24 protein-coding genes are annotated in these 24,761 nt (G+C 59.0%); 11 read left to right on the top strand and 13 right to left on the bottom strand.

The annotated features are described in order from the left end of the window. The first annotated feature begins 39 nt into the window (after positions 1–39). Positions 40–972: a dihydroneopterin aldolase gene (locus G6R15_RS11770; RefSeq protein ID WP_164660028.1), complete on the top strand. Its 933-nt coding sequence runs from the start codon at positions 40–42 to the stop codon at positions 970–972. Continuing rightward, positions 969–1,967 carry a dihydropteroate synthase gene (folP, locus tag G6R15_RS11775; protein ID WP_164660029.1) on the top strand — a complete coding sequence of 333 codons (999 nt, stop codon included), beginning with the start codon at positions 969–971 and terminating at the stop codon, positions 1,965–1,967. The genes G6R15_RS11770 and folP overlap by 4 nt, the downstream gene beginning before the upstream one ends. Here the strand turns inward: folP and G6R15_RS11780 are convergent. The 3 genes from G6R15_RS11780 to ilvC form a co-directional block, all read right to left on the bottom strand. Continuing rightward, on the bottom strand, positions 1,964–2,881 hold the full coding sequence (locus G6R15_RS11780) for a DMT family transporter (protein WP_164660030.1): 918 nt from the start codon (positions 2,879–2,881) through the stop codon (positions 1,964–1,966). The two genes, folP and G6R15_RS11780, sit on opposite strands and share 4 nt — an antisense overlap. Positions 2,882–3,151: 270 nt before the next feature. After that, positions 3,152–4,303, bottom strand: coding sequence for an aromatic ring-hydroxylating dioxygenase subunit alpha (locus tag G6R15_RS11785; RefSeq protein ID WP_164660031.1), 1,152 nt, complete (start codon positions 4,301–4,303; stop codon positions 3,152–3,154). A 384-nt stretch (positions 4,304–4,687) separates the two neighbouring features. Then, a complete protein-coding gene (gene ilvC / locus G6R15_RS11790) occupies positions 4,688–5,710 on the bottom strand; it encodes a ketol-acid reductoisomerase (RefSeq protein ID WP_164660032.1) in 1,023 nt (340 codons plus the stop codon). A gap of 133 nt (positions 5,711–5,843) precedes the next feature. Between ilvC and G6R15_RS11795 the strand changes: the two genes are divergently transcribed. Together G6R15_RS11795 and G6R15_RS11800 are read left to right on the top strand one after the other, a co-directional pair. Beyond that, positions 5,844–6,299, top strand: a complete 456-nt coding sequence (locus tag G6R15_RS11795; protein ID WP_164660033.1) for an Lrp/AsnC family transcriptional regulator — start codon at positions 5,844–5,846, stop codon at positions 6,297–6,299. Next, positions 6,296–6,754, top strand: a complete 459-nt coding sequence (locus tag G6R15_RS11800) for an Lrp/AsnC family transcriptional regulator (RefSeq protein WP_164660034.1) — start codon at positions 6,296–6,298, stop codon at positions 6,752–6,754. Before G6R15_RS11795 ends, G6R15_RS11800 begins: the two co-directional genes overlap by 4 nt. Before the next feature lie 124 nt (positions 6,755–6,878). Here the strand turns inward: G6R15_RS11800 and G6R15_RS11805 are convergent, their stop codons facing one another. Beyond that, the gene (locus G6R15_RS11805) at positions 6,879–7,580 is read right to left on the bottom strand and encodes a GntR family transcriptional regulator (RefSeq protein WP_164660035.1); all 702 of its coding nucleotides are present in this window, start codon (positions 7,578–7,580) and stop codon (positions 6,879–6,881) included. Between the two features lie 87 nt (positions 7,581–7,667). Beyond that, positions 7,668–9,035, bottom strand: a complete 1,368-nt coding sequence (locus G6R15_RS11810; protein ID WP_164660036.1) for a formimidoylglutamate deiminase — start codon at positions 9,033–9,035, stop codon at positions 7,668–7,670. A gap of 74 nt (positions 9,036–9,109) precedes the next feature. Between G6R15_RS11810 and hutI the strand changes: the two genes are divergently transcribed. From hutI to G6R15_RS11835, 5 genes are all read left to right on the top strand, one after another. Continuing rightward, positions 9,110–10,315, top strand: coding sequence for an imidazolonepropionase (gene hutI, locus G6R15_RS11815; protein WP_164660037.1), 1,206 nt, complete (start codon positions 9,110–9,112; stop codon positions 10,313–10,315). Beyond that, a complete protein-coding gene (hutH, locus tag G6R15_RS11820; protein ID WP_164660038.1) occupies positions 10,312–11,835 on the top strand; it encodes a histidine ammonia-lyase in 1,524 nt (507 codons plus the stop codon). Before hutI ends, hutH begins: the two co-directional genes overlap by 4 nt. Continuing rightward, positions 11,832–12,614 (top strand): N-formylglutamate deformylase, encoded by a 783-nt coding sequence (hutG, locus tag G6R15_RS11825; RefSeq protein WP_164660039.1) that lies wholly within the window; start codon positions 11,832–11,834, stop codon positions 12,612–12,614. The genes hutH and hutG overlap by 4 nt, the downstream gene beginning before the upstream one ends. Further along, a complete protein-coding gene (gene hutU / locus G6R15_RS11830) occupies positions 12,611–14,290 on the top strand; it encodes a urocanate hydratase (RefSeq protein WP_164660040.1) in 1,680 nt (559 codons plus the stop codon). Before hutG ends, hutU begins: the two co-directional genes overlap by 4 nt. A gap of 191 nt (positions 14,291–14,481) precedes the next feature. Further along, complete coding sequence (locus G6R15_RS11835; RefSeq protein ID WP_164660041.1) at positions 14,482–15,609, top strand: aminotransferase class V-fold PLP-dependent enzyme; 1,128 nt, start codon at positions 14,482–14,484, stop codon at positions 15,607–15,609. Here G6R15_RS11835 and G6R15_RS11840 read toward each other — a convergent pair. The 4 genes from G6R15_RS11840 to G6R15_RS11855 all read right to left on the bottom strand — a co-directional run bounded on the left by G6R15_RS11840 (position 15,597) and on the right by G6R15_RS11855 (position 18,549). Beyond that, on the bottom strand, positions 15,597–16,289 hold the full coding sequence (locus G6R15_RS11840) for a M50 family metallopeptidase (RefSeq protein WP_164660042.1): 693 nt from the start codon (positions 16,287–16,289) through the stop codon (positions 15,597–15,599). The two genes, G6R15_RS11835 and G6R15_RS11840, sit on opposite strands and share 13 nt — an antisense overlap. An 8-nt stretch (positions 16,290–16,297) precedes the next feature. Beyond that, positions 16,298–17,494 carry a UbiH/UbiF family hydroxylase gene (locus G6R15_RS11845; protein ID WP_164660043.1) on the bottom strand — a complete coding sequence of 399 codons (1,197 nt, stop codon included), beginning with the start codon at positions 17,492–17,494 and terminating at the stop codon, positions 16,298–16,300. A gap of 72 nt (positions 17,495–17,566) precedes the next feature. Beyond that, entirely contained in the window at positions 17,567–17,815 is a 249-nt protein-coding gene (locus tag G6R15_RS11850) for a hypothetical protein (protein WP_164660044.1), read from the bottom strand. A gap of 89 nt (positions 17,816–17,904) precedes the next feature. Further along, positions 17,905–18,549 carry a pyrimidine 5'-nucleotidase gene (locus tag G6R15_RS11855; protein ID WP_164660045.1) on the bottom strand — a complete coding sequence of 215 codons (645 nt, stop codon included), beginning with the start codon at positions 18,547–18,549 and terminating at the stop codon, positions 17,905–17,907. Between the two features lie 105 nt (positions 18,550–18,654). Between G6R15_RS11855 and G6R15_RS11860 the strand changes: the two genes are divergently transcribed. Next, entirely contained in the window at positions 18,655–19,305 is a 651-nt protein-coding gene (locus tag G6R15_RS11860) for a GntR family transcriptional regulator (protein ID WP_164660046.1), read from the top strand. On the opposite strand, the gene G6R15_RS11865 is transcribed toward G6R15_RS11860, so the two are convergent. Both G6R15_RS11865 and carA read right to left on the bottom strand, forming a co-directional pair. After that, a complete protein-coding gene (locus G6R15_RS11865) occupies positions 19,302–21,185 on the bottom strand; it encodes a glycosyltransferase (protein WP_164660047.1) in 1,884 nt (627 codons plus the stop codon). The two genes, G6R15_RS11860 and G6R15_RS11865, sit on opposite strands and share 4 nt — an antisense overlap. Positions 21,186–21,257: 72 nt before the next feature. Next, complete coding sequence (gene carA / locus G6R15_RS11870) at positions 21,258–22,424, bottom strand: glutamine-hydrolyzing carbamoyl-phosphate synthase small subunit (RefSeq protein ID WP_164660048.1); 1,167 nt, start codon at positions 22,422–22,424, stop codon at positions 21,258–21,260. A gap of 194 nt (positions 22,425–22,618) precedes the next feature. Here carA and G6R15_RS11875 point away from each other — a divergent pair, with 194 nt between their 5' ends. Beyond that, positions 22,619–23,104: a GatB/YqeY domain-containing protein gene (locus tag G6R15_RS11875; RefSeq protein WP_164660049.1), complete on the top strand. Its 486-nt coding sequence runs from the start codon at positions 22,619–22,621 to the stop codon at positions 23,102–23,104. Between the two features lie 3 nt (positions 23,105–23,107). On the opposite strand, the gene G6R15_RS11880 is transcribed toward G6R15_RS11875, so the two are convergent. Together G6R15_RS11880 and G6R15_RS11885 are read right to left on the bottom strand one after the other, a co-directional pair. After that, a complete protein-coding gene (locus G6R15_RS11880; RefSeq protein ID WP_164660050.1) occupies positions 23,108–23,587 on the bottom strand; it encodes a DUF2244 domain-containing protein in 480 nt (159 codons plus the stop codon). Between the two features lie 107 nt (positions 23,588–23,694). Beyond that, a complete protein-coding gene (locus G6R15_RS11885; RefSeq protein WP_164660051.1) occupies positions 23,695–24,645 on the bottom strand; it encodes a glycosyltransferase family 2 protein in 951 nt (316 codons plus the stop codon). Positions 24,646–24,761 lie beyond the last annotated feature (116 nt).

The raw sequence follows: 24,761 nt of genomic DNA on the forward strand, positions 1-24,761 counted from the left end.
TGATGGTATCTCACTGTCCCGGTCGTGGAAGGCACCCAAATGAGCTCTGAAATTCGTCTTGCATTTGCGCACCCCTCGGAACGATCCGAAGCCACCGCGCCCAATGGTCCCTTGGGTAGCCCGCTGGATCGCATCTCGTTGCGCGATCACACTGTTGAGGTCGAAATTGGCGCGTTCCAGGCCGAGCGGGGTACTACGCAGCGCATCTGCTTTAACGTGGTGGTCGAGGTTCAACCGCTGACTGGTCCCATCGACGACGATGTCGATCGTATTCTGTCCTACGACCGCGTGACCGAGGCCATCGCACATGAGTTGTCTGAGGAACGCCTGAACCTGCTGGAAACACTAGCTGCGCGTGTTGCTGAACGCATCTTGCTGGAGCCGCAGGCCGTTCGGGCCTTTGTGCGGATCGAAAAACTGGACCGAGGCCCCGGCGCGTTGGGGGTCGAGATTGTGCGCGGCAAGGATACGGTGAATCACGAGGTTGCCGAAGAAGAGCGCCCACACCCGCGTATGGCTTATCTGTCGAACACGGCCATCGCGTCGGACAGTCTGAGCGGCTGGATTGATCAGCTTGAAACGCGCGACCGACCGCTGATCATCTGCGTGGGCGCGCCGGAGTTGCCTGCGCCACAGACCGGTCACGCGATGACACAGCGTCGGATTGACTTGCTCGCAATCGAACAGAACGCCTGGTCCCTGGCAGCGCGTGATCACCGTTGCGTGGTGGTGTCGACGCGGACCGAACTCGATTGGGGTATGAAAAACGACCAGATCTGTGTTTGGGCTCCATCCAAGATCGTACTGGACGCGGTTGATGGACCCTCAGCCGTTCCATCAGAATCCGTCGCCTTGGCAGCCTGGTTCGCAGCGACCATAGAGGCTGGCGAAATGTTGGTGATTGGTGCCGACCTACCGGACGAGGCCAGCGTGCCCCTGCGTTCAGTTTCGGTGGAGCAGGTAACCCTGTGACACTCGGCTATCGACCTCTGCCTCAATCAGGCACGGCGCGTCCGAGCGGGGCCGTGCCCCTGGTGGGGACGAATTTGTGGTTCAACTATGTTGAGGTTCTAGAATGCGGTCGCACGCCCGAAATAATCTCGGCACAGGACCTGCCTGCGGGTGTTGCGGCGCGTTTGACCGCGCCACGTGAGCCTCTGGCTGGGCTCGATATGAATCAGCCTAACATCATGGGCATTCTGAACACGACGCCAGACAGTTTCTCGGATGGCGGCGTGCATGCCGGGGTTGAGGCCGCGGTACAGGGCGCAAGGGCTATGGTGGCTGCAGGCGCGACGATATTGGATGTGGGGGGCGAATCCACCCGTCCGGGTGCGTCCTTTGTCCCGCATGATCAAGAAATCGCCCGGACTGCGCCGGTGATCGCAGCAATCCGGGCTGAGACGCAAACAGCGATTTCAATCGACACCCGTAAGGCGCAAGTGGCGCAGGCCGCTGTCACGGCTGGGGCGACCATCGTCAATGATGTTTCAGGGTTCACCTTCGATGCCGATCTTGCCCCTGTGTGTGCCAATCTGCCCGTGCCGGTCTGCGTGATGCATGCCCAGGGCGATCCCGCCACCATGCAAAATGACCCGCGGTATGAGGATGTCGTGCTGGATGTTTACCGTTTCCTGGAGGCACAGGTAACTCGGCTTGTGGCGCTTGGCCTGCGGCGTGGCCAAATCATCGTTGATCCCGGCCTTGGATTTGGCAAGACGCAGGATCACAATCTGACGCTGCTCAAAAACCTGTCAGTGTTTCATGGCCTTGGCTGTCCGATCCTGCTGGGAGCGTCGCGCAAGCGGTTCATTGGCACCATCGGGCAGGAGCCGCAGGCAGATGCGCGTGCGCCGGGCTCGATCGCGGTGGCTTTGGCTGCTGCGGCGCAGGGGGCGCAAATCCTGCGCGTTCATGATGTAGCTGAAACGGCGCAGGCCCTGCGGCTGTGGCAGGCTGTCCGCTAGCGGCGGAACAGACGAAATAGCGCGCCGTACTGGCTCAGCCCCACCCCGCCAAGAATCAACAAAAGCGCCCAAATCAGTGACGGGGGCAGGGGTTCGCTCAGGACCAGCCAACCCATAATCACGGACCAGGCCGGCACTTGGTAATTGGTCAGGCTCATGAAGGTTGGTCCGGCGCTGAGTACCAGCATGATACGCAGTAGAAAGGCCCCTGCGGTCGGTATCATTCCCAACACGGCCAGCGCCGCAAAAGTGGGACCATCAACCGCCGGCGGTGGGCCTTCGAACATCAGCGCGACGGTCAGCACCGGCACCAGCCCGATGAACAAAGTAACGGCAGTCAACCCAACTGGATCAGCCTTGGGCAAATTGCGCAGCATGACCGAACTGACCGCATAGCAGGCCGCAGCTGAAAGACAGGCAAGGCGGCCCCAAATTTCATTCTCGGTGCCGCTGCTTTCAAAGGCGTGCCCACCGATCAAGACGACGACACCGGCAAATCCCACGACAAAACCCAGGGCTTTGCGCCAAGTGAGCCGCTCTCCGGGCACCAGAAAGTGAGCCAGCGGCAGAACCATCAGTGCGACCGAGGCCATCGAGACACCCGCGAACCCGCTGGTGACATATTGCTGACCCCAACTGATGAGCAGAAAGGGGACGGCGGTGGACAAGGCGCCGGTTACAGACAGCACCGCCCAGGTTCCCGCGCCAACGGGATCGGCAAAAAGGCGCGCACCCTTGATCACCCAGATTAGCCCGACAAGGCCCGAAGCAAAGACGATCCTGGCCGAAGCGAGCCAAAAAGGCGTGATGCCACGCAAAGCGACCTCGATCACTAGAAAGGTCGAACCCCAGATAACACCGAGAGCAACAATCATGAGCCAGTCGCGGCGAGAAATGTCGGGAGAATTGACCATGCCGCGACCTGACCTTGAACTGTGGGCCGGGTCAAGCGCAAGAATTGTGCTCTATGTCTTATTGTTTGACGGGAGCGCTCCCGCCCGTAGTAGATGTTTCTGACGAAACACCTCCTCCCGTTGGGCCGGGCGCCGAGCTTTGCTCGGCGCCCGGCCCAAAGCCGCTAGTGGTACCGACGCAGTCGGGAACGCTCGGGTGGGGGAGCCCTCTCCCGGTTTTTGGGGTCTTCGAGTGCGATCGTGGGATCGTCAGGCCATCTCAGGCAGGGTTCAAGCGCAGGCGTCGCCCACCATCTTTTGAAACTTTGCCAACATGACCTCGCCTCCTAGCCCCTCGGCCAGAGCCGAAACAGAATAGTCAGGCGAGCGTAAAGAGCGCTGCATCTTTTCGCAGACCCAGACATCTTCGGTTTGAAAGTCGCCTGTCGTTAGCGGGTGCTGTGTCCAGTTCCTGGATTCGATCAAGCCGGTTTCAGGATCATACCCCGGCGTCCCTTTGAGAGGTTCCTTGTAGCTCCACCAGCTTTTGGGAGACCAAGTGCGCGAGCGCAGGATCGTGGTGTCGCCGTCCACCGGCTCCATCGTGGAAACGGTCAGCGACCAGGGCGAGGGGACAATCATCGTGGTCGGGAACATCATGTAGACGCCGCCATAGCCCGGATCACCCGCGCCCTTGATTTTGGTCATTCCCATTCCGCGCGTCTGCTGTTCGACATAGACGGGGACACGATTCTTGATGCCGTCGCGTTCGGTCGAATACCACACCATGTGTTCGCCATGCAGGTTCCAGGCGTTCACGCCAACTTTGGGTCCGCCCAAGGTATTTTCGTGCAAATAGGCCAGGTGATACCCGTCAATGGCATTCTCAAAGAAAACCTTCCAATTGCACTTCAGCTTATAGACGAACTCTTCGCTGACCTGCAGCTTGGGGTCCGTAATGTCGTGAGGGAAGGCGGCCGCATCCAGCGGCGCAATCCAGTCGGCAAAGCAGGCACCAGGATCGGGGTTGGCAAAGACCATCCCCTTCCAGCGCCCGATCGAAGCGTCGTGCAGGCTCAGCGACTTGCGGTCCAGGTTGGGGAAACATTCAGCCCGATCCGGCACACCGCGCAACCGACCGTCCAACCCAAAGGTCCAGCGATGATAGGGGCAGACCAGCGTCTTGCCTGCATTGCCGCGCCCTTCAAGCAGCTCGGTCCCCCGGTGTCGGCAAATGTTCTTGAATGCGTTCAGGTTGCCATCGGCATCCCGCACGACGGCAATCGGCTGGACGCCGATGCGGGCCGTGACGTAATCGCCGGTTTCCTTGAAGTCGCTTTCATGGGCCACAAGTTGCCAGGTTTTGGCGAACAGGGTTTCCTGTTCTCGTTGAAACCAATCGGGGGAATAATAGGCCTCTTTGGGCAGAATTTGCGCTGGCATGGGGGTCCTTTCCTTGCTGACATCCAGTTAATTGTCTCCATGGACAATTTAAAGGGGCGGACAAGAAACTTTACCTAAGTGCGGGCTGGGGCCCTGGCATCATAGTCCCTGATACAAGTATGCGGCTCTGTTCGCCTTGTGATAGTTTTTCTGCTCCTGTGAGACATTCTGCGATGGCTCGCAGCCAGCAATCACAATCCCCAAAAGACCGATAATCAACGCGCGCAAATATGCGATGGTTCAAACCCCTGTGCGGATTGGTCGAATTCATACCTTAGCATGCCATGACCACGGTGTACTGCACAGGGCCTGTGACCGGTACCCGCCACAAAAAAGGGCGGAGCATCGCTGCTCCGCCCCTGAATTCGGCAAAGATCTGACGGATCAGTTCTTTTCTTTGTCGACCATCTTGCCGGCCGAGATCCACGGCATCATGCCGCGCAGCTTGGCGCCGGTCGCTTCGATCTGGTGCTCGTCGTTGTGACGACGGGCCGCTTTGATGGTTGGCTGACCAACGGCATTTTCCAGCATGAAGTCACGAACGAACTTACCGTCCTGGATGTCGGTCAAAACGTCTTTCATACGTGCTTTGGTTTCGTCGTAGTTCAAGATACGCGGGCCGGTGACGTACTGGCCGTATTCTGCAGTGTTGGAGATCGAGTAATCCATGTTGGCGATGCCGCCTTCATAGATCAGGTCAACGATCAGTTTCACTTCGTGCAGGCACTCGAAATAGGCCATTTCAGGCGCGTAGCCAGCTTCGACCAGTGTTTCAAAGCCACAGCGGATCAGTTCGACCAGACCGCCGCACAGAACAGCCTGTTCGCCGAACAGGTCGGTTTCGCACTCTTCACGGAAGTTGGTTTCGATGATGCCGGAACGACCGCCGCCGATTGCGGAACAGTAGGATAGACCGATTTCCAGCGCTTTGCCGGATGCGTCGTTGTCAACGGCGACAAGGCAGGGCACGCCGCCGCCTTTGGTGTATTCGCCGCGAACCGTGTGGCCGGGGCCTTTGGGGGCCATCATGATGACGTCGATGCCTTCTTTCGGCTCGATCAGGCCGAAATGCACGTTCAGGCCGTGGGCAAAGGCGATGGCCGAGCCGGGCTTGATGTTGTCGTGGACGTATTTCTTGTAGGTTTCTGCCTGCAGTTCGTCGGGCATGGTGAACATGATGACGTCGCACCATGCCGCCGCTTCGGCGATGCCCATAACCTGCAAACCTTCGCCTTCGGCTTTCTTGGCCGATGCCGAACCTTCGCGCAGGGCGACGACAAGGTTCTTGGCGCCCGAGTCGCGCAGGTTCAGCGCGTGTGCGTGACCTTGCGAGCCATAGCCCAGGATGGCCACTTTTTTGTCTTTGATCAGGTTAATGTCGCAATCGCGATCATAGTAAACGCGCATGTCAGCGGTCCTTTGCAGAATTGAACTGAATGGGTTGTACCCAGAGGTTTGGGGATTGGCGAGGGGGAAGGGGTTGTGTATTCGTCGAAAAGAAGAAGAATAATTCGTCAATTGGTCAGAAATTGAGAAAATCATGCTAGACGATGTCGATCGTCGCATCTTGCGGCATTATCAGGCAGATCCCAGCCTGAGCACCGCGGATTTGGCTGAACGGTGCCGCATCACGTCTGGCGTGTGTTGGCGGCGGATCGAAAAAATGCAGGCAGCGGGCGTCATTCAGGGTCAACAAGCGGTTATCGACTGGGCGGCCCTGGGCTATGCGGTTGAAGTCTCTCTTCGTGTGACGCTGGACAAGACGCAAGCGCGGGCCTTTGACGAGTTCACCGCAGAAGCGCGCCTTGTGGCTGAAGTGATCGAGATCCAAACCTTTCTGGGTCGTGTTGATGTGCGCCTGTCAGTGATTGCGCGCGATATGGCGCATTACCAGCAGCTGTATCGCGACCGCATCCTGACGTTGCCACATATCGCGGACATCGAGGCATTGATGCACATCGCGCGTGTCAAAAGCGCCGAAGGGTTGCCGCTGTGATCGAGTTGGATGACATGGATCGCAATATTTTGCGTGCTTTGTTGCAGGATGCGGGCCTGAGCGCCGGGGCTTTGGGGCGGCGGTTTGACCTGTCACAGCCTGCAACATGGCGACGGATCAAGCGGCTGGAGCAGGGTGGCGTGATCAAAGGGCGTCGCCTGCGGTTGAACGCCGAGGCACTTGGCTTTGGGGTTACAGTCTTTTTGGGGGTCAAATTGGCTCGCAAAGGGCAGGTGAGCCTGGAAGATTTTGAGCGCGCCGTCAGTGCAATCCCTGAGGTGCAGACTGTCGAGCATGTCTTGGGTCTGTACGACTATCGTCTTCGCGTCGTTGCCCGCGATTTACCGGACTTTGAGCGGGTATTGCGGCGACGGATCATGACCCTGCCCGGTGCAGGAGATGTCGAGGCCAATGTGCTCTTGAGTGAAGAGAGGTTGCCCGGCCCAATCGGGTGACGTGAGATATTTGCGCAACCGCAGGCGCGGGCAAAGCCCGTGGCTGCCCGGCCCAACGGGAGGAGGAGCCCCGGAAGGGGCTTCGACGACGGGCGGGAGCGCCCCCGTCTTGACAATTCACGGGTCAGTATTGGGTGCGGAACCGATAGCCTGGGTGGTGGGTCATGCGAACGTAGGTGACCGGCTTCCCTTGCAGCCAGGTGGTTCGTTCCAATTGGATCACCGGGGTTCCAACGGCTGTTGCCAGAAAGTCAGACAGCTTTGAATCAGTCGACACGGCCGAGAACGTGATCTCCGCATCCGTAAACGGCACCGCGTTCAGCAACCACTCATTTGGGCCAACTGTTGTCAGATCGGCGTGCTCAATATCGGGCACCGTGGTGATGTTGATCCAGCGTTCTTCAAACTGAAAGGGGCGGTTGTCCGCATAATGCATGCACAGCAAATGCAATACCCGCGTGCCGGACTTGATCCCCAACTGAGAGGTCAGCCATGCAGGTGCCTCGGACACTGAGCGTTCAACCAGAGCATAGCGGTATACCGCATTTTGGTCTTCCACAGTCTGGCGCACGACCGCAATCTCGATCTTGGCATGCTTCACCGGCGCGATTTTCACACGGGTTCCGCTCTTGCGTCGTCGCTCGACGAATCCCTGCTCGGCCAATTCCCGCAGGGCCCGGTTCACAGTGGCCCGGGCGCAACCGAATTCTTCAGCCAGCTCGGTTTCCGTGGGCAGCAACGCCCCCTGAGGCCAAATCCTAGCCTCAATCCGGCGTTTGACCTCGTCGCGGACTGCATGAAAGGTTGTGCGTTTTGGGGGCTGCAAAGCTAAATAAGTCCTATTTATTGAGTAGGTCTGTTCATCTGCCCAGATTCAACCAAAAGTGTAAAGAGAGACTGACTCTATTTAGCATCATATTGAGTCCATCAGCGACCGAATTGCGCACGAGTAGGACGAAACTATCTGTTCTCGGGCAATGTGGCGCCCGCTTTTGACCATGTGCCGCCCGGCGGACCAGACATCAGTGACCACGTTATCGTTTGCTGCAAACACAAGGCCATCCAGCAGTTGATCGTCTTCCAAAGCACAAAGCGCAGTGTCTTCGCCATTCACAGCCACCAGATCGGCCAGGAAGCCGACGCTGATTTGCCCGGTCTGCCGTCCCAGGGCCTGCGCGCCCCCATGGGCCGCATCCAGATAAATTGCCGCGCCAACAGAACCTTCGCCCTCAATCATCACGTTGCGCTGCAGGTCGCGCAGACGCTGCGAATACTCAAGTGTGCGCAATTCTTCGGTCAGGGAGATGCGTACGTTGGAATCTGAGCCCACACCATACGTGCCACCCTCGGCCAGGAAGGTCGGGCCATTGAACGGGCCATCGCCTAGGTTGGCTTCGGTAATTGGGCACAGGCCGGCGACTGCGCCTGCGCGGGCCATGTTTCGGGTCTCGTCCTGGGTCATGTGCGTGGCGTGGATCAAGCACCATGAGGCGTCGACCGATGCGTTGGCCAGCAACCATTCAACCGGGCGTGCGCCCAACCAGCCCTGCACATCCGCCACCTCTTTGGGTTGTTCCGAAATATGGATGTGGACGGGGTTTTCTTCCTTTAACGTCAGCGCCTCGGTCAGATCACGCGGCGACGTTGCACGCAAAGAGTGGGGTGCAATCCCAACGCGGGTATCTTTGGGCAGAGTGCGGGCTGCATTGGCACGGGCCTGTGTCACCAATTCGGCAAAGCTGTCCACTGTGTTGCCAAACCGGGTTTGCCCGCCGCTGAGTGGCTGTTCACCCGCGCCGCCATAGGTGTAAAGAACCGGTAGATGCGTCAAGCCGATCCCGGTCGTTCGGGCAGCGGAGAACACCCTGTCGCTAAGCTCGGTCATCGTATCAAACCGCGCACCGCCGGGCTGGTGGTGAACATAGTGAAACTCACCGACCGAGGCATATCCCGCCTCGAGCATCTCCATGAACACCAGGGCTGCGATGGCCTCATACTGCTCCGGCGTGATGTGTTCCATGAAGCGGTACATCAATGTACGCCAGGTCCAGAAGCTGTCCTTGCCCGCGGCGCGCACCTCGGTCATGCCAGCCATGGCGCGTTGAAACGAGTGAGAGTGCAGGTTCCCCAACGAAGGCAAGAGGATGTCGACCCGCGTGTCCTGCGCCTGCGGGGATTGCCCCGCTTTGATCGACGCAATCCGACCGTCTTGGACAGTTACACCAACGTCTTCAATCCAACCTTCAGGGGTGCGGGCGCGGTTCGCGAAAATTCTCTGCATCGCTTCCTCATATGTATAGACATAAGACTTATAATCTCATACGTTTCCCCGCATCAAGAGGGAAGTGGACGCTGATGAGCGACAAGTTCAATTATGTTCTGTTGAACGCCCGACTGGCGACAATGGACGAAAACTCAGAAGGTTACGGGCTGACAGAGGGCGCCTTAGCCGTACGAGAGGGTCGAATCGAATGGGTAGGCGGTGACTTGCCCGCCGAGTTTGCCGATTTGCCGCGCCGTGATGCTGGGGGCCGACTTGTGACGCCCTCTTTCATCGACTGCCACACGCATATCGTTTTTGGTGGCGACCGGGCGATGGAGTTTGAAATGCGCCTGAATGGCGCCAGTTATGAAGAGGTCGCACGGGCCGGGGGCGGCATCGTCTCGACCGTTAAAGCGACGCGCACGGCCAGTGTCGACGATCTGGTTCGGCTTGCATTGCCGCGTCTCGATGCGCTGTTGGCCGAGGGCGTGAGCGTGGTCGAGGTCAAATCCGGCTATGGGCTGGATCGCGACACCGAGCTGAACATGTTGCGCGCGGCGCGTCAGCTGCAAGAACTTCGCCCGGTGCTGATCAAGACGACCTTCTTGGGCGCCCATGCCACGCCTGCTGAATACGCAGGTCAGGACGACGCTTACATTGATGATGTCTGCATTCCTGCCCTGCGCGCAGCCCACGCCGAGGGGTTGGTGGATGAAGTCGACGGGTTCTGCGAAGGGATCGCGTTCCAACCGGATCAGATCGAGCGGGTGTTCAAGGTGGCGCAGGAGCTAGGTCTGTCAGTCAAGCTACACGCCGAACAGCTTAGCCATCTGGGCGGCACGCAATTGGCGGCGCGCTATGATGCGCTGTCGGTGGATCATGTGGAGTATGCGACCGAGGATGACGCACGTGCAATGGCTGCCAGCGGGTCGGTCGCGGTGATCTTGCCGGGTGCGTTTTACACCATCCGCGAGACGCAGGCTCCACCCATCGAACACTTCCGCAATCATGGCGTGCCTATGGCTTTGGCGACCGACTGCAATCCAGGTTCGTCGCCGCTGACGTCGCTGCTGCTGACCATGAACATGGCGTGCACACTCTTCCGAATGACCCCGCTCGAGGCGCTGGCGGGTGTCACCCGCAACGCGGCCACCGCACTTGGTCTGACAGATCGCGGGCAACTGCGTACAGGCTTTGTTGCCGATCTGGCGATTTGGGATGTCCAGACGCCTGCCGAACTGTCTTATCGCATTGGTTTCAATCCTCTCCACGAACGACTTAACGGAGATACTGCATGATTTCTCTCACCCCCGGGACCGTAAATCTGGCCACGCTGCGCGAGATATACCGTGAGCTTGCACCCGCCAGATTGGATGCATCTGCACGTCCTGCTGTCGAGGCGGCCGCGCAGATGGTGGCCGAAGCTGCCGCTGGTGAAGCAGCTGTCTATGGCATCAACACCGGCTTCGGTAAACTCGCCAGCAAAAAGATCGCGCCCGAGGACACCGCGACCCTTCAACGCAACCTGATCCTGTCGCATTGCTGCGGTGTCGGTCAGCCGCTGCCCGAGGATCGCACGCGTCTCATGATGGTGCTCAAGCTTCTGTCGCTAGGGCGCGGTGCGTCCGGTGTCCGGTGGGACGTGATCGCGTTGATCGAGGCAATGCTAGAGGCGGGTGTTACCCCTGTGATCCCTGAACAGGGCTCGGTCGGGGCATCGGGCGATCTGGCACCTCTGGCGCATATGGCGGCCGCCATGATCGGCGCGGGTGAGGCGACCTATCAAGGCGCGCGGATGCCAGCGGCTGAGGCTTTGGCCAAGGCGGGGCTTACCCCGGTTGTGCTGGGCCCAAAAGAGGGGTTGGGTCTGATCAACGGCACGCAGTTTTCCACCGCCAACGCGCTGGCCGGGCTGTTTGATGCGTGGCGCATGGTTGAGGGCAGCATGGTTATCGCCTCGCTTTCGACGGATGCGATCATGGGCTCGACTGCGCCTCTGTTGGCGGACATTCACACACTGCGGGGCCATGCCGGGCAAATCGACGTGGCGCAGGGTATGCGCACCCTGATGGAGGGGTCTGAAATTCGCGAAAGTCACCGCGAAGACGACACCCGTGTGCAGGACCCGTATTGCATCCGCTGCCAGCCACAGGTCGTCGGCGCCGCACTGGATGTGCTGCGGATGGCCGCAAAAACGCTTGAAATCGAAGCCAACGCCGTCACCGACAACCCACTGGTTTTGGTGAACGAAGGGAGGATCGTATCAGGGGGAAATTTTCACGCGGAATACGTCGGCTTTGCCGCCGACCAGATTGCGCTCGCGGTGGCCGAGATAGGTGCCATCGCACAACGCCGCGTGGCGCTGATGGTGGACCCAACACTGTCCTACGATCTACCACCGTTCCTAACGCCCGATCCGGGGTTGAATTCAGGCTTCATGATTGCCGAAGTGACAACGGCTGCCTTGATGAGCGAAAACAAACACCTGGCCAACCCTTGTGTGACGGATTCCACCCCGACTTCGGCCAACCAAGAGGATCACGTGTCCATGGCCGCCCATGGCGCGATGCGCTTGCGGCGGATGAACGACAATCTGTCGGTCATCCTGGGGGTCGAACTGCTTTGTGCCGCCCAAGGCGTCGAGGCGCGTGAGCCCTTGGTCACCTCGACCGGATTGCAAGCGGTGATTGCGTATCTGCGCCAAACCGTGCCGACTTTGGCCGAAGATCGATACCTTGCGCCGGACATTGAAACAGCCGCTGCCGTGGTCCGGTCGGGCGAGTTGGCCCCAGTTTCCGGTCTGGAGGTTCCCGCATGATCGAAACGAGCCGTGGCAACAGTCCGCTTGTTCTGGGTTTGCCGCATACCGGGACAGATGTCCCGGAAGCGATCTGGAAGAGGTTCAACGACACCGGGCAGGCGCTGGCCGACACCGATTGGCATATCCATGATCTCTATGCGGGGTTGGTCGATGACATCACAACGGTACGCACACCAGTGCATCGCTATGTGATCGACGCGAACCGAGACCCGACGGGCGTGAGCCTTTATCCTGGACAGAACACGACAACACTTTGTCCCACAACAGATTTCGAGGGTCGCCCAATTTACCGCCAGGGAATGGAGCCGGACGAAGCTGAAATCACCCGACGCCGCGACACCTTTCACGCGCCGTATCACGCAGCGCTTGAGGCGGAGCTGCAGCGGGTGAAGGGCATCCATGGCTTTGCAGTTCTATACGATTGCCATTCGATCCGGTCACATATTCCGTTTCTGTTTGACGGTGTACTGCCCGACTTCAACATTGGCACGAATTTGGGTGAAACTTGCGCGCCTGAAGTCGAAGGTGGAACCTATGAAATCTGCAAAAAAGCAGAGGGTTACACGCACATCCTGAATGGCCGCTTCAAGGGTGGTTGGACCACGCGCCACTATGGCAGGCCGCCCGAAAACCTGCACGTGATCCAGATGGAACTGGCGCAATCCACCTACATGACCGAGGCCGCGCCGTGGGACTATCTGCCTGCTAAGGCCGATGCAGTACGCGCCCATCTCACCGACATTCTGACCCTGCTCAAACAATGGAGCCCCGCATGACCGATCCACGCAAAAACACCAGCGACGTCTTTCCTCCCACCGGTCCCGAGATCACCGCCAAATCCTGGATGACCGAGGCACCGATGCGGATGCTGATGAACAACCTGCACCCTGATGTGGCCGAAAATCCACATGAGCTGGTGGTGTATGGCGGCATCGGGCGCGCCGCGCGGACGTGGGAGGATTTCGACAAGATCGTCGCCAATCTAAAAGATCTGGAAGAAGATCAAACGCTTTTGGTTCAATCTGGCAAACCTGTGGGGGTATTTCGCACTCATGCGGACGCACCACGCGTTCTGATCGCAAATTCCAATCTGGTGCCGCATTGGGCCAATTGGGATCACTTCAACGAGCTCGATAAGAAAGGCCTGGCGATGTACGGCCAGATGACGGCTGGTTCCTGGATCTACATCGGCACGCAGGGCATCGTGCAAGGCACCTATGAAACCTTTGCCGAGGCCGGGCGCCAGCACTTTGGTGGTGATCTGACCGGCAAGTGGATACTGACCGGTGGTCTGGGTGGAATGGGCGGTGCGCAACCGCTGGCGGCTGTGTTTGCCGGGGCTTGCTGTTTGGCCGTAGAATGCAATCCAGATTCGATCGATTTTCGCATTCGAACCAAATACCTGGACGAAAAAGCTGAAACGTTGAATGAAGCGTTAGAGATGATCGAACGGTGGACTGCGGCGGGCGAAGCCAAGTCCGTGGGTCTCTTGGGCAATGCAGCCGATGTCTTCCCCGAGCTGGTGCGTCGGATGAAGGACGGCGGTGCACGCCCCGACATCGTGACCGATCAAACGAGCGCCCACGATCCCATCAACGGCTACTTGCCGCAGGGTTGGACCATGGGCGAATGGCGCGCCAAGCGTGAAAGTGAGCCTAAAGCAGTCGAGGCGGCGGCGCGTGCGTCGATGAAAGTGCATGTCGAGGCGATGGTGGATTTCTGGAACGCGGGCGTTCCGACGTTGGATTACGGCAACAATATTCGTCAGGTGGCGCTAGACGAGGGGTTCGAGAACGCGTTCGACTTCCCCGGTTTTGTGCCCGCCTACATTCGCCCGCTGTTTTGCAAGGGCATCGGCCCGTTCCGCTGGTGTGCGCTGTCGGGGGACCCCGAGGACATCTATAAGACCGACGCCAAGATGAAGGAGCTGTTCCCCGAGAACGAGCATCTGCACCGCTGGTTAGACATGGCGCGGGAACGGATCGCGTTTCAGGGCCTGCCCGCACGCATCTGCTGGATCGGCCTGGGTGATCGTCACAAGGCCGGTCTGGCGTTCAACGAGATGGTGCGCAATGGCGAACTGAAAGCGCCGGTTGTCATCGGGCGCGATCACCTCGACAGTGGCTCGGTGGCCTCGCCTAATCGCGAGACAGAGGCAATGAAGGACGGCTCGGACGCCGTGTCGGATTGGCCGTTGCTGAACGCGCTGTTGAACACCGCCAGTGGCGCGACCTGGGTGTCGCTGCATCATGGCGGCGGCGTTGGCATGGGCTTTAGCCAGCATTCAGGCATGGTGATCTGCTGTGACGGGACCGAGGACGCGGACCGTCGGATTGCCAATGTCCTGTGGAACGATCCGGCCACTGGTGTGATGCGTCACGCCGATGCGGGGTATGAGATTGCCAAGGAGTGTGCACGCGAACATGATCTGAACCTGCCGGGTATAATGTAAGGACGGGATGGGGGCTCTGCCCGTCGCCATTGGTTCTTGAACCAATGGCGCGTCTATGGCGACCCTCGGGATATTTTCAGCAAGAAGAAGCAGGGGTGTCGGGTTCTGAATTGTTCTGTGTCGGTTTGTCGCTTTACGGGCAAGCCGGGGGGCGGCAAGGTTTACGCGAGTTGAACAAAAGGACATCGCCCATGCCTGCCTTGCTTGATACCGTCGATCCCAACGGGCTCGAAGAGTTTTCGGTGGTATTCACCGACCGTTCGCTGAACCACATGTCCGCCGCCTTTCAAGGCGTGATGCGCGATATCTCGGATATGCTGAAAGACGTCTATGACGCCGATGGTGTGGCCGTGATCCCCGGTGGTGGCACCTACGGGATGGAGGCCGTGGCGCGCCAGTTTGCGCGCGGGGCCAATGTTCTGGTGGTGCGCAACGGCTGGTTTTCCTATCGCTGGAGCCAAATTTTTGAGACCGGTGATCTGACTGCCAGCACCCAGGTGATGAAGGCGCGCCAGACCGGCAATTCCAGCCCGTCGCCCTTTGCGCCCGCGCCGATTGACGAAGTTGTGGCAGCGATCCGCGAACAAAAACCGGGTATCGTCTTTGCGCCGCATGTGGAAACCGCAGCTGGTGTGATCCTGCCAGATGATTATGTGACTGCGATGGCGGCTGCCGCGCATGAGGTAGGCGCGCTGATGGTGCTGGACTGCATCGCCAGCGGCTGCGCCTGGATTGACATGAAGGCGACCGGTGTCGACGTGCTGATCTCGGCCCCGCAAAAGGGGTGGAGCGCGTCACCCTGTGCCGGTCTGGTGATGTTGTCGAAACAGGCCGAGCAGCGGCTGGAAGAAACCACCTCGGACAGCTTTGCCATCGACCTGAAGAAATGGCGCCAGATCATGCAGGCCTATGAAAACGGCGGTCATGCCTATCATGCGACCATGCCGACGGACGCGCTGCGGGCGTTCCGCGATACGATGGTGGAAACGCGCGACTACGGCTTTGACAAGCTGCGGGAAGCGCAGTGGGCGCTTGGCGATGGTGTTCGTGCAATGCTGGCCGAAAAGGGCATCATTTCGGTCGCCGCCGACGGTTTTGGCGCGCCGGGTGTGGTCGTCAGCTATACCAATGATCCAGAGGTTCAGAACGGTAAGAAGTTCGCCGCTTTGGGCATGCAAATCGCGGCGGGTGTGCCGCTGCAATGTGATGAGCCCGAGGGGTTCAGCACCTTCCGCCTTGGCCTGTTTGGTCTGGACAAGCTGTATGATGTTGATGGCACAATTGGTCGACTGAAAGGGGCCTTGGATCAGGTTTTGTAATCTGACCGCTTTGAGGGGTGGATGTTGCTGTCCGCCCCCAATCCGTACCGCAGGCAGAGCGCCAGGACGCCAAGGCTGAGCGCGATCCAGAGCGCACCCCACATCATCGTGGCCCCGCCGAATTCTTCGGCCAGCATCCGCGCATCAGATCGCAGATACGAGCGTTGGATTGTGTCGCTGAAGATGTCGTAGGGGACGTAGATCACGCTCGCCAGGCCGATCATGCGCAGGATCAGGTCGCTGTAAGTGCGAGGCAGAAAGCGTGCAACGGCAAGCATGGCCAGGCCGGTTACCAAGCCAAACACCACCGCAAAAACCTCGCGGCTGTAGAGCAATGTTGTCAGCACGATAATGCCGCCCATCACACCCAGGATTGCCCGGTCCGCATGGGTGCGGACGGCGGCGACAAACAGCATGGCTCCGATGATCAGCGAGCCCAGGTAACCCGCGCTGAGGCTCAGGAACCGGTTGCCGCCGCGGGATATGACCAGCCCACCTTCGTTGGCGTTGACCGTCAGGCTTTCGACGGACCCGCCGGTGGCCAGGATGGCAATGGCATGGGACAGCTCGTGCAGGTAAACGATCAGGATCTTCAGGGGCGCAACCACAGGCGTCTGCCACAGGGCAAACAACAGCACCGTCAAGGCGATCAACTGCCAATGGCCGCGCAGATGGGCCATCAGGCTGTTCACCGGACGCCTAGACCCATCTGCATCAGGGTCTTACGTACCGGAGCCAGCGAATAAAGCGCATTCAGCCCGGCAGCGCGCACGTCACGCAGCGCGCGGGTTTCCACCATTGACGCGCGGTTGAGCAGGTCGATGCCTTTGACGCGCAAGGCAATCTCGCTGTGGCGGGCCTTGTGATAGGCCGCTAGCATCTGCGCATCGCCCAACCCTTCGGAGCGGGCCTGGGCGAGCTCTAGCAGCGTAGCCAGATCACCCAACGACATGTTGAGCCCCTGCGCGCCGATGGGGGGCACCACATGGGCGGCTTCGGCCATCAGCGCCACACGCTCGCCGTTCAACCGTTCGGCGGATTGGCTGATGATGGGCCAGATGGTGCGGCGCGAGGCAAGTTTGAGCGGACCGAAGAGGCCACAGGAACGCTCGGTCATTGCGGCCTCGAACGCCTCAGGCTCCATCGCCAACAGCTCTTGGGCCTTGGCACCGCGTTCCATCCAGACGATGGCGGAGGAGGGCGAGCCTTGCCAATCGGGCAGGGGGACCAGCGTGAAGGGACCACCCGAACGGTGGATTTCGGTCGAGACGTTCTGGTGTGAAATCGGATGGGTCACAGCAAAAGCCAGGGCCTTTTGGCCGTAACGGGTTGTGTTGACGCCAATCCCTGCAGCCTCGCGCATGGGCGAGTTGCGGCCATCAGCGGCCAGCACCATCTTGCAGCGCACGCGGGTGCCGTCGGTCAGCGTCACGCGGGCCTCGCCGGTGCGGGTGAACAAACCGGATGTGCCCGTACCGGGGCGGAAATTCACGTTGGGCAGTTCGGCCAGACGGGCCACCATCTCGCGCCGCAAAAGCCAGTTGGGCAGGTTCCAGCCAAAGGGCTTGTCCGAAATGTCGGCGGCGTTGAAATCGCGCACGATGCGTGGTTCGGGGATGTCCCCGCCAGCGTCGACAATGCGCATGATCTGCAAGGGCGCGGCATGATCTGCGAGACGTGCCCACAATCCGCAACTGTCCAGGAGGGCCTGCGCCGGTTGCAGGAATGCGGTTGTGCGCATGTCCGAGCCGTCGACGTCACGCTCGGTGATAGGCGCGGTCGGATCAACGCAGATGACATTGAATCCAGCTTGCCCAAAAGCCGCTGCTGCGGTCAGCCCGGCAATGCCGCCGCCGGAAATAAGGATGTCGCAGGTATCAGTCATGGCGCGCCTCTTGTTCTTGGGTGCAACTTAGTCCGGGCCATGGGCTAAGGCCAAGCGACATCCTGTCCTGAGTCACCCCCGCGAGATCACGATGAGCACCAGAAACATCATCGGGACCAGCGCCAAGGCTGGCAGGTATAGACCCGGCAGGCCAAAGAGCATGATCGAATAACCCCAACCGCAGACGAAGGCAATGGCAGCATAGAGCAGGTTTTCGTCGTCTCCATAAGCCACTTCGCGTGCCATTCGGCCAAAGATCGGCACGGAAAACACTGCGCGTTGCCAGAATGGTGGGCGGGTTGGGACGTCGATTGCGGTCAAGGTAAACGCTCCTGTCAGATGTGTGCCTAACCGGCATATATGGCGTCATTCATGCATCTTTGAGGTGCGTTTTCGTCGCAGACAATCCGCTAGCTTAGTAGGTCTAGAAACGCTTTTAAATCAGCTGTTTGGTGATGGATGTGTTCGCCATCGTGCCGCTCGGGAGCGACCAGGATCGTGCGCATGCCCATAGCGTGCGGAGCAGCAAGGTTCCTCGGATCATCCTCGAACATTGCAGCCCGAGTTGGAATGATACCGTCACGGTCAAACACTTGCTCGAACGCCGCCTGTTCTGGTTTGGGTTTAAAGTTCGCGTGCTCGACGCCATAGATTGCATCAAACACCCCACTCAGGCCGCGCGCTGCCAATACACGCTCGGCGTAAGGCGCCGAGCCATTGGTATAGACGATGCGGCGACCGGGCAGGGTGCGGATACGCTCGGCCAGACCGGGGGTCGGGGTCATGTGGGTCATGTCCACATCGTGAACGGCGATCAGATAAGGGTCAGGGTCGATGTCATGTTCCCGCATCAAGCCGGCCAGGGTGGTGCCATGTTGGCGCCAATAGAGCGAGCGCAGCCTGTCCGCTTCGGTCCGGGTCACAGCAAGCTCGGCCATGACGTATTCAGTCATCTTTATTTCGATTTGGTCGAACAATCCCATTTGTGGTGGGTATAAGGTGTTGTCCAGGTCGAACACCCATTGGGAAACTTCTGTGAACGCGTCTTTGACCATGACCCGCTATCTAGGCTAGGTGAGACGGGCAATCAACGCCTAGACTTGATTGCTGTGGGGGCAGGGGGATAGACAGATCCGATACAAGGGAGGCCAAGTGGTCACATGAGCCCAAGCAGGCAATCGCAAAAAGACGCTTATCACCTTATTTTGGAGGCGATTGACGTCGGGGTTTACAAACCCGGTGACAGGTTGGTCGAAAGCGATCTGGCCGAACGTTTTGGCGTGTCGCGCACCCCGATCCGCGAGGCTTTGCAGCGGCTTGAGACGCAATCGCTGCTGGAGCGCGACGGGCGTTCACTGATCGTGGCGTCTCTGGATCATAATCAGATGTCCGAGCTCTATCAGGTGCGACGCGAGCTTGAGGGGTTGGCGGCACGGCTGGCTGCGCGCCATGCAACCAAGGAAGAGATTCAGGTGCTGCGCGACATGGTGATTGCGGATGACGCTTTGGTCGATGATCCACAGGCGCTAAGCCGGGCGAACCGGCGATTTCACGTGCAGATACATCTGGCCTCGCACAACCGGTATCTGGTTCAACAGCTGGACCTAGTGCACAGGACCATGGCGTTGATGGCGACCACGTCGCTGGCGGTACAGGGGCGCGGGGAGATTGCGCAGAGCGAGCATAAGGGCATCGTGGACGCGATTGAGGCGCGAGACGAAGATGCAGCCGAGGCGGCGCTCAAGGACCACATCTCGATCGCTTTCATGACCCGGCTCAAGCAAGACGCGGACATACGCGAGCGGAGTTAAGGCCCGAGCTCCTCGTCGGCTTGGCCATGCTGCGTTTTGTCCCAAAAGAACGGTGCCACTGCGAGTTCGTAAAGTGCTTTGTAGGCGGCGACGACGCCCAGAGGAAAATACAGGATCATTATAGGTACCCAAGGCATCAAGAACCGTCGCTCCCGGCGTGACACCGAGGTAAGGCCGATGGCCAGCGCCAACAGTTCCGTGGCTACGAACAGACCAACGCTCAGGTGAATGACCCAAGGGGGCAGCACCGATTGAATCGGGTGGTTGAACCCGAGCAGGATCAGCCAGAAGGACCAGAGGACAGGAGCCAATAAGAACTGCCCGAAGGTGCCCAGAAAAAACGCCTGTAATCCCAGGAACCGCCGCGCGCCAAGGTCGCGCCACAACTGACGGGGGGACCGCATATGCACCAGATAAGTGACCATGAACCCTTTGAGCCAGCGTGAACGCTGCTTGACCCATGGCCAGGCGCGAAAGTTGGCTTCTTCATAGGTCACGGTGTCGATCAGTTCGGTTTGGTATCCGGCCCGGCATAGGCGCACGCCCAGATCGGCATCTTCTGTCACGTTATGGGCGTCCCAACCGCCGAGCTTTTCCAGAGCGTCGCGTTTGAAAAACAACGTTGTGCCCCCCAGCGGAACGACCAACCCCATGCGCGCAATGCCGGGTAGAATGATGCGGAACCAGCTGGAGTATTCGATGGTGAAGCAGCGCGCGCGCCAGCTGCTGCGCGGATTGTAGTAATCCAGGATCCCCTGCAGGCAGACCACGTCATCTGACGTCAGCGCAAAGCGGCTGACCACATGTTCGATCTGATCCGCCATTGGGGCATCTTCGGCGTCCCAGACGCCGATGATGTCGCCACGACAGAAATCCAACGCATAATTCATCGCGCGTGGTTTTGTTGTCAGCCCGGCGTGGGCTGGTACCTCGATCACACGGATCCAGGCTGGCAGGTCGGTGTCCGCAACAGTCTGGCGGGTGACGTCGTCTTCTTCCTCGAGTACAAGAACCACGTCCAACAGAGCCTTTGGATAGGTCAGGCGGCTGAGCCTTTGGATGAGGGCTGACGCGATTTCACGCTCCTTATAAAGGGGCACCAGAACCGAAACCTTGGGGTATTTGAACCCACCTGTCCCCGGTTGTGATCTGGGCCGGGGGGCGGTGAGGTGGGAATGGTCCAGCAGATGGGTGACAAAAGCCAACGCCTTGAGCGTGGCAAACATGGCCAGCGTCAAAACAGCGGTCAGAAACAAGGTAGTCAGAGCCCATGTTGGGGCAGCGATAGCCAGCGCTGAAACACAGAAGGTCGCTAAAATTGCAGGCAATCGTTTGGTGATGCGCCAGTTGCGGCAGCTATAAAACGGTTTGACCCGCGTCTCGGCTGCAACGGCGAGAGTGCGTGAAAATTGCTTGGCCAATGCCGCGTCGATCTGTTCGTGGCTCGCCAGGGCAGGCAGGATCATCACACCGGTACCAACAAAGGCATCCCGAATGGTGTCGAATTGATCAGGGCGTGATGTGGCAATCATGACCATCGGGCCAAGCTGCATCCAGGGGATGGCATTGTGGCTTAGCCAGAACTGACTGGTTTGAAGTTCGCACAGATCGGGTTCCGGTGGGCTTTCGATCAAATCTGCAACTTGCACCCCGCTTTGCAGGGCCAAGGCGGCCAAGATGTCCTGCGGTTTAGCCCAGCCTTCGGCCACCAGGATCTCGCCAATGGGCGCGTTGAGTTGGAGCTGCATCTGCAACGCGTGAACCAGTTGGTTCTGCGTGATCACCCCGTTGCGCACAAGATAACGGCCAAGCGGCAGATTGGGTTGCAGCTCGTGCGCCGCCGGCGCGGCGGCGGATAGTCGTATCAGTTGCTCGCTCATGCAGCCCGCCCGATGTCCAGCATCGGGTCAGGTTTGCAATCATAAGGTTAACGGAAGGTTAATCTGTTCAACTTAAACGCTGGCTTTTTGTTCGTCCATCGCCGCCGAGAACCGTTCGAACAGGTAGAAGCTGTCCTGAGGTCCGGGCGAAGCCTCGGGGTGGTATTGCACCGAATAGACCGGGCGATCCGCCATGCGAATACCGCAGTTCGATCCATCAAACAGCGACTTGTGCGTTTCCACAATGCCGGTAGGCAGGCTTTGCGCGTCAACAGCAAAGCCGTGGTTCATCGAGGTGATCTCGACCTTGCCGGTGTCCAAATCCTTTACGGGATGGTTGGCGCCGTGGTGACCGTGGTTCATCTTGACGGTCTGACCGCCAAGCGCCAGCGCCAACATCTGATGGCCTAGGCAAATGCCAAATACAGGCAACTCGGTGGTGTCCAGAATTTCCTTGATCATCGGTACCGCGTATGCGCCGGTGGCCGCCGGGTCGCCGGGGCCGTTTGACAGGAACACGCCATCCGGGTTGTGGGCCAGCACCTCGGCAGCAGTGGCGGTGGCAGGCAGAACAGTCACGTCGCAGCCGGCGCTTGCCAGGCAGCGCAAAATGTTGCGCTTGGCACCGTAATCGAGCGCCACCACCTTGTGACGCGGCGAGTCTTGTTTGGGGTAGCCGTCGGGCCAGGCCCACCGCATTTCATCCCAGCGATAGCTTTGGGCGCAAGTGACCTCTTTGGCCAGGTCCATGCCTTCCAGACCCGCAAAACCACGAGCGGCAGCCACCAGAGCCTCGATGTCAAATTTCCCCTCAGGGTCGTGTGCCAGGGCGACGTGCGGCGCGCCCTGTTGACGGATGGCGCGAGTCAGGCGGCGGGTGTCAATGCCGCCGATAGCGATCCGGTTCCGCCGCTCTAGCCAGGTCTTGAGCTCTTCGCTTGCACGCCAGTTCGAAGCCAGCGTCGGGTCCCATTTCACCACCATGCCGGCAGCGACCGGATCGCCGGTTTCGTCATCTTCGGGTGTGACGCCGACGTTGCCGATGTGAGGGAAGGTAAAGGTCACGATCTGCCCGGCATAAGACGGATCGGTCATGATTTCCTGATACCCGGTCATCGCGGTGTTGAAACACAGCTCGGCAGTGGTTTGGCCAACGGCACCGAACCCGATCCCATAGAAAATGGTTCCATCAGCCAAAGCCAGACATGCGGTGGGCTTGGACGGGGCGGACTGGGTCATGGCGCGACTCTCCTGCAGGGTAAACCGGCGCATACCTAAGAGGGATACGCCCCTGGGTCAAGGGCGGGTCAAGAGTGATCAATTTTTAGGCTATCGTTATTTTTCAATACCTTAGGCGGTTCTTCCGCTGTTGTGCCACGGTTTTTCTTTCGGTATGGTCGGGGACTTGTGTTTCCATGGGGATGGACCGAAAAATGGATCTGCGATCTCGCGTGAATACGGCTCTGAAACAGGCGATGAAGGACAAGGCAACTCAAAGGTTGTCTACCCTGCGCCTGATCAATGCTGCGATCAAGGACAAGGATATTGCTGCGCGCACAGTCGGCGGCGAAGAGGCCAGCTGTATCGGTGACGCCGAAGTCCTTGCCATTCTTGGGAAAATGACCAAACAGCGCCAGGAAAGCGCGCGGGCCTATGAAGAGGGCGGGCGCCTGGACCTGGCCGAGCGGGAACAGCAGGAGGTCGAGATCATTTCGGAATTCCTGCCCAAGGCGCTCAATGATGGCGAAGTGACCAAAGCCATTTCCGAGGCCATCACGGCGACTGGCGCGGCGTCGATCCGCGACATGGGCAAGGTCATGGGTGAACTCAAGGGCCGTTATACCGGCCAAATGGATTTCGGCAAAGTCGGCCCGATGGTCAAGAATCAGCTGTGCACCGCACCCGGCGGTCAGTGTTGACGCCTAAGGGCGCAGCCTGACCGACAACTCGTCGTACAGAGCGAGACGCTCGTCTTCGGACAAAAACGCGCCGATTTCAACTTCACGCCCGGATCCCTTCAACGTGACATAGTTCGGAACAGGCCCGCCATCGGGGTGTAACTCGATCTGCGCCCAATACCGATTACAATCCCATTCTTGCGGTGCCCCTTTGGGATTGTGTCGAACCAGATGTGCCTGTGTTTCCGACAGCGTCAGCACCTCAAGGATGCGGCGTTGGCGATAGTTCAATTCGATCGCCAACCACATACCACCAACAGCCAACAGGACAAAGGGCAACAGGCCCCACAGCAACACAGACCCGAGCACTGCAATCAACGGGATTGTGGCAAACCCGAAGATCATTAACACCCAGGCCGCGGCGCCGCGCTGGGGCAGAGAGTTGTGTGGCCACAATCGCAGCTCTTGGGCCTGATCTGTTAGGTCGGTCCAATCGTAGGGCATAAGACGTATCTAGGATTTGAAATCAAAGCGCACAGGGGAAAGTGGTCGGCAAATTTTGGCAGGTGTGCATCTGTCGGTGCCAGATACCTGCTGGGCTCGCCCCCACGTCAATTGCACTGGGCGCTCGCGTGAGACAGGGCATGATCAGCGCCCCGCATGGAAGGAGCTAGATGGTACTCTAGTAGACCAAATCGTTCCAATCGACGCTTCAGACGGTCCGTCAGAACGGATACCCGGTCGAAATAGTTCGACAGCAGCAGCTCCGAAGGGGCTATTCGATCAGGATCTTCGTGATGTTGATGAAGCTGGGGAAGCAACTCGTAGCGGCCTAGGTTCATGCCTTTTTCGGCCAGAACAGTACGGCGTATCGTGCGCTGGATCCAATCCAGTTTATCCTCGCAGTGCATATGGGCGAGGCGGGCTGAAGTCATTGTTTGGACATGCAAGTTTGACGTCTTGGGACGTTCGGGAAGGTGGATGCCGTGGCTCCATCCGTGCAACCCCTGCCGCAGCATTGACTTGCCGCGAAAATGACCGAGTAAACCTCTGCGCAAGAACTTCAGGTCCTCGCCATATAATCGGTGACGCTGGCGCCTGTTCAGGCCCAAAAGCGCACGGCGGAAAGGGGTTTGCCCATTTTCGTTCTGTTGACCGATGAGGGGCTCGATGGTTTCAAACCAAACCGCAGGACAGTTTGAGGAGAGATCTGACAGTTGATTATGTAAGGGGCGTTGGGATCCCGGTAACAGCAATTCGTCGGAATCGACATGGGCTTGCCAATCCGTCAGGCATTTTTCGTAGGCCAAAGCGCCATTGGCGAGTTGGCGTTTCTCTTGAAACTTCGGACGCCATCCGAGCGCCGAATTCCAATGATCTGCATCACAGCGTTTTGCGATGACGCCGGGTTGTCGCGCAAAGTGGTCGAATTCTGGGTCACTCGGGTCATCAAAAAACAGGTGAACATATGATGCACCAGCCGATAGGTGATGCTCGACAAACCGTTCAAGCATCGGCCGCGTATCTTTCACCATGGAAAAAACGCTCCAGGACATCGACATGAAAATACCTCAATTAACGTTTTGTTAATAATGAGGTCTCAGCGGAGTGCACTCAAATTCATATTTTGTAATTTCTTTACTGTGTCGTTCGTTTGCATCGGCACTAAGGCGCGGAT

Source organism: Tropicibacter sp. Alg240-R139, from assembly GCF_900537075.1.
Taxonomy (GTDB): Bacteria; Pseudomonadota; Alphaproteobacteria; order Rhodobacterales; family Rhodobacteraceae; genus Falsiruegeria.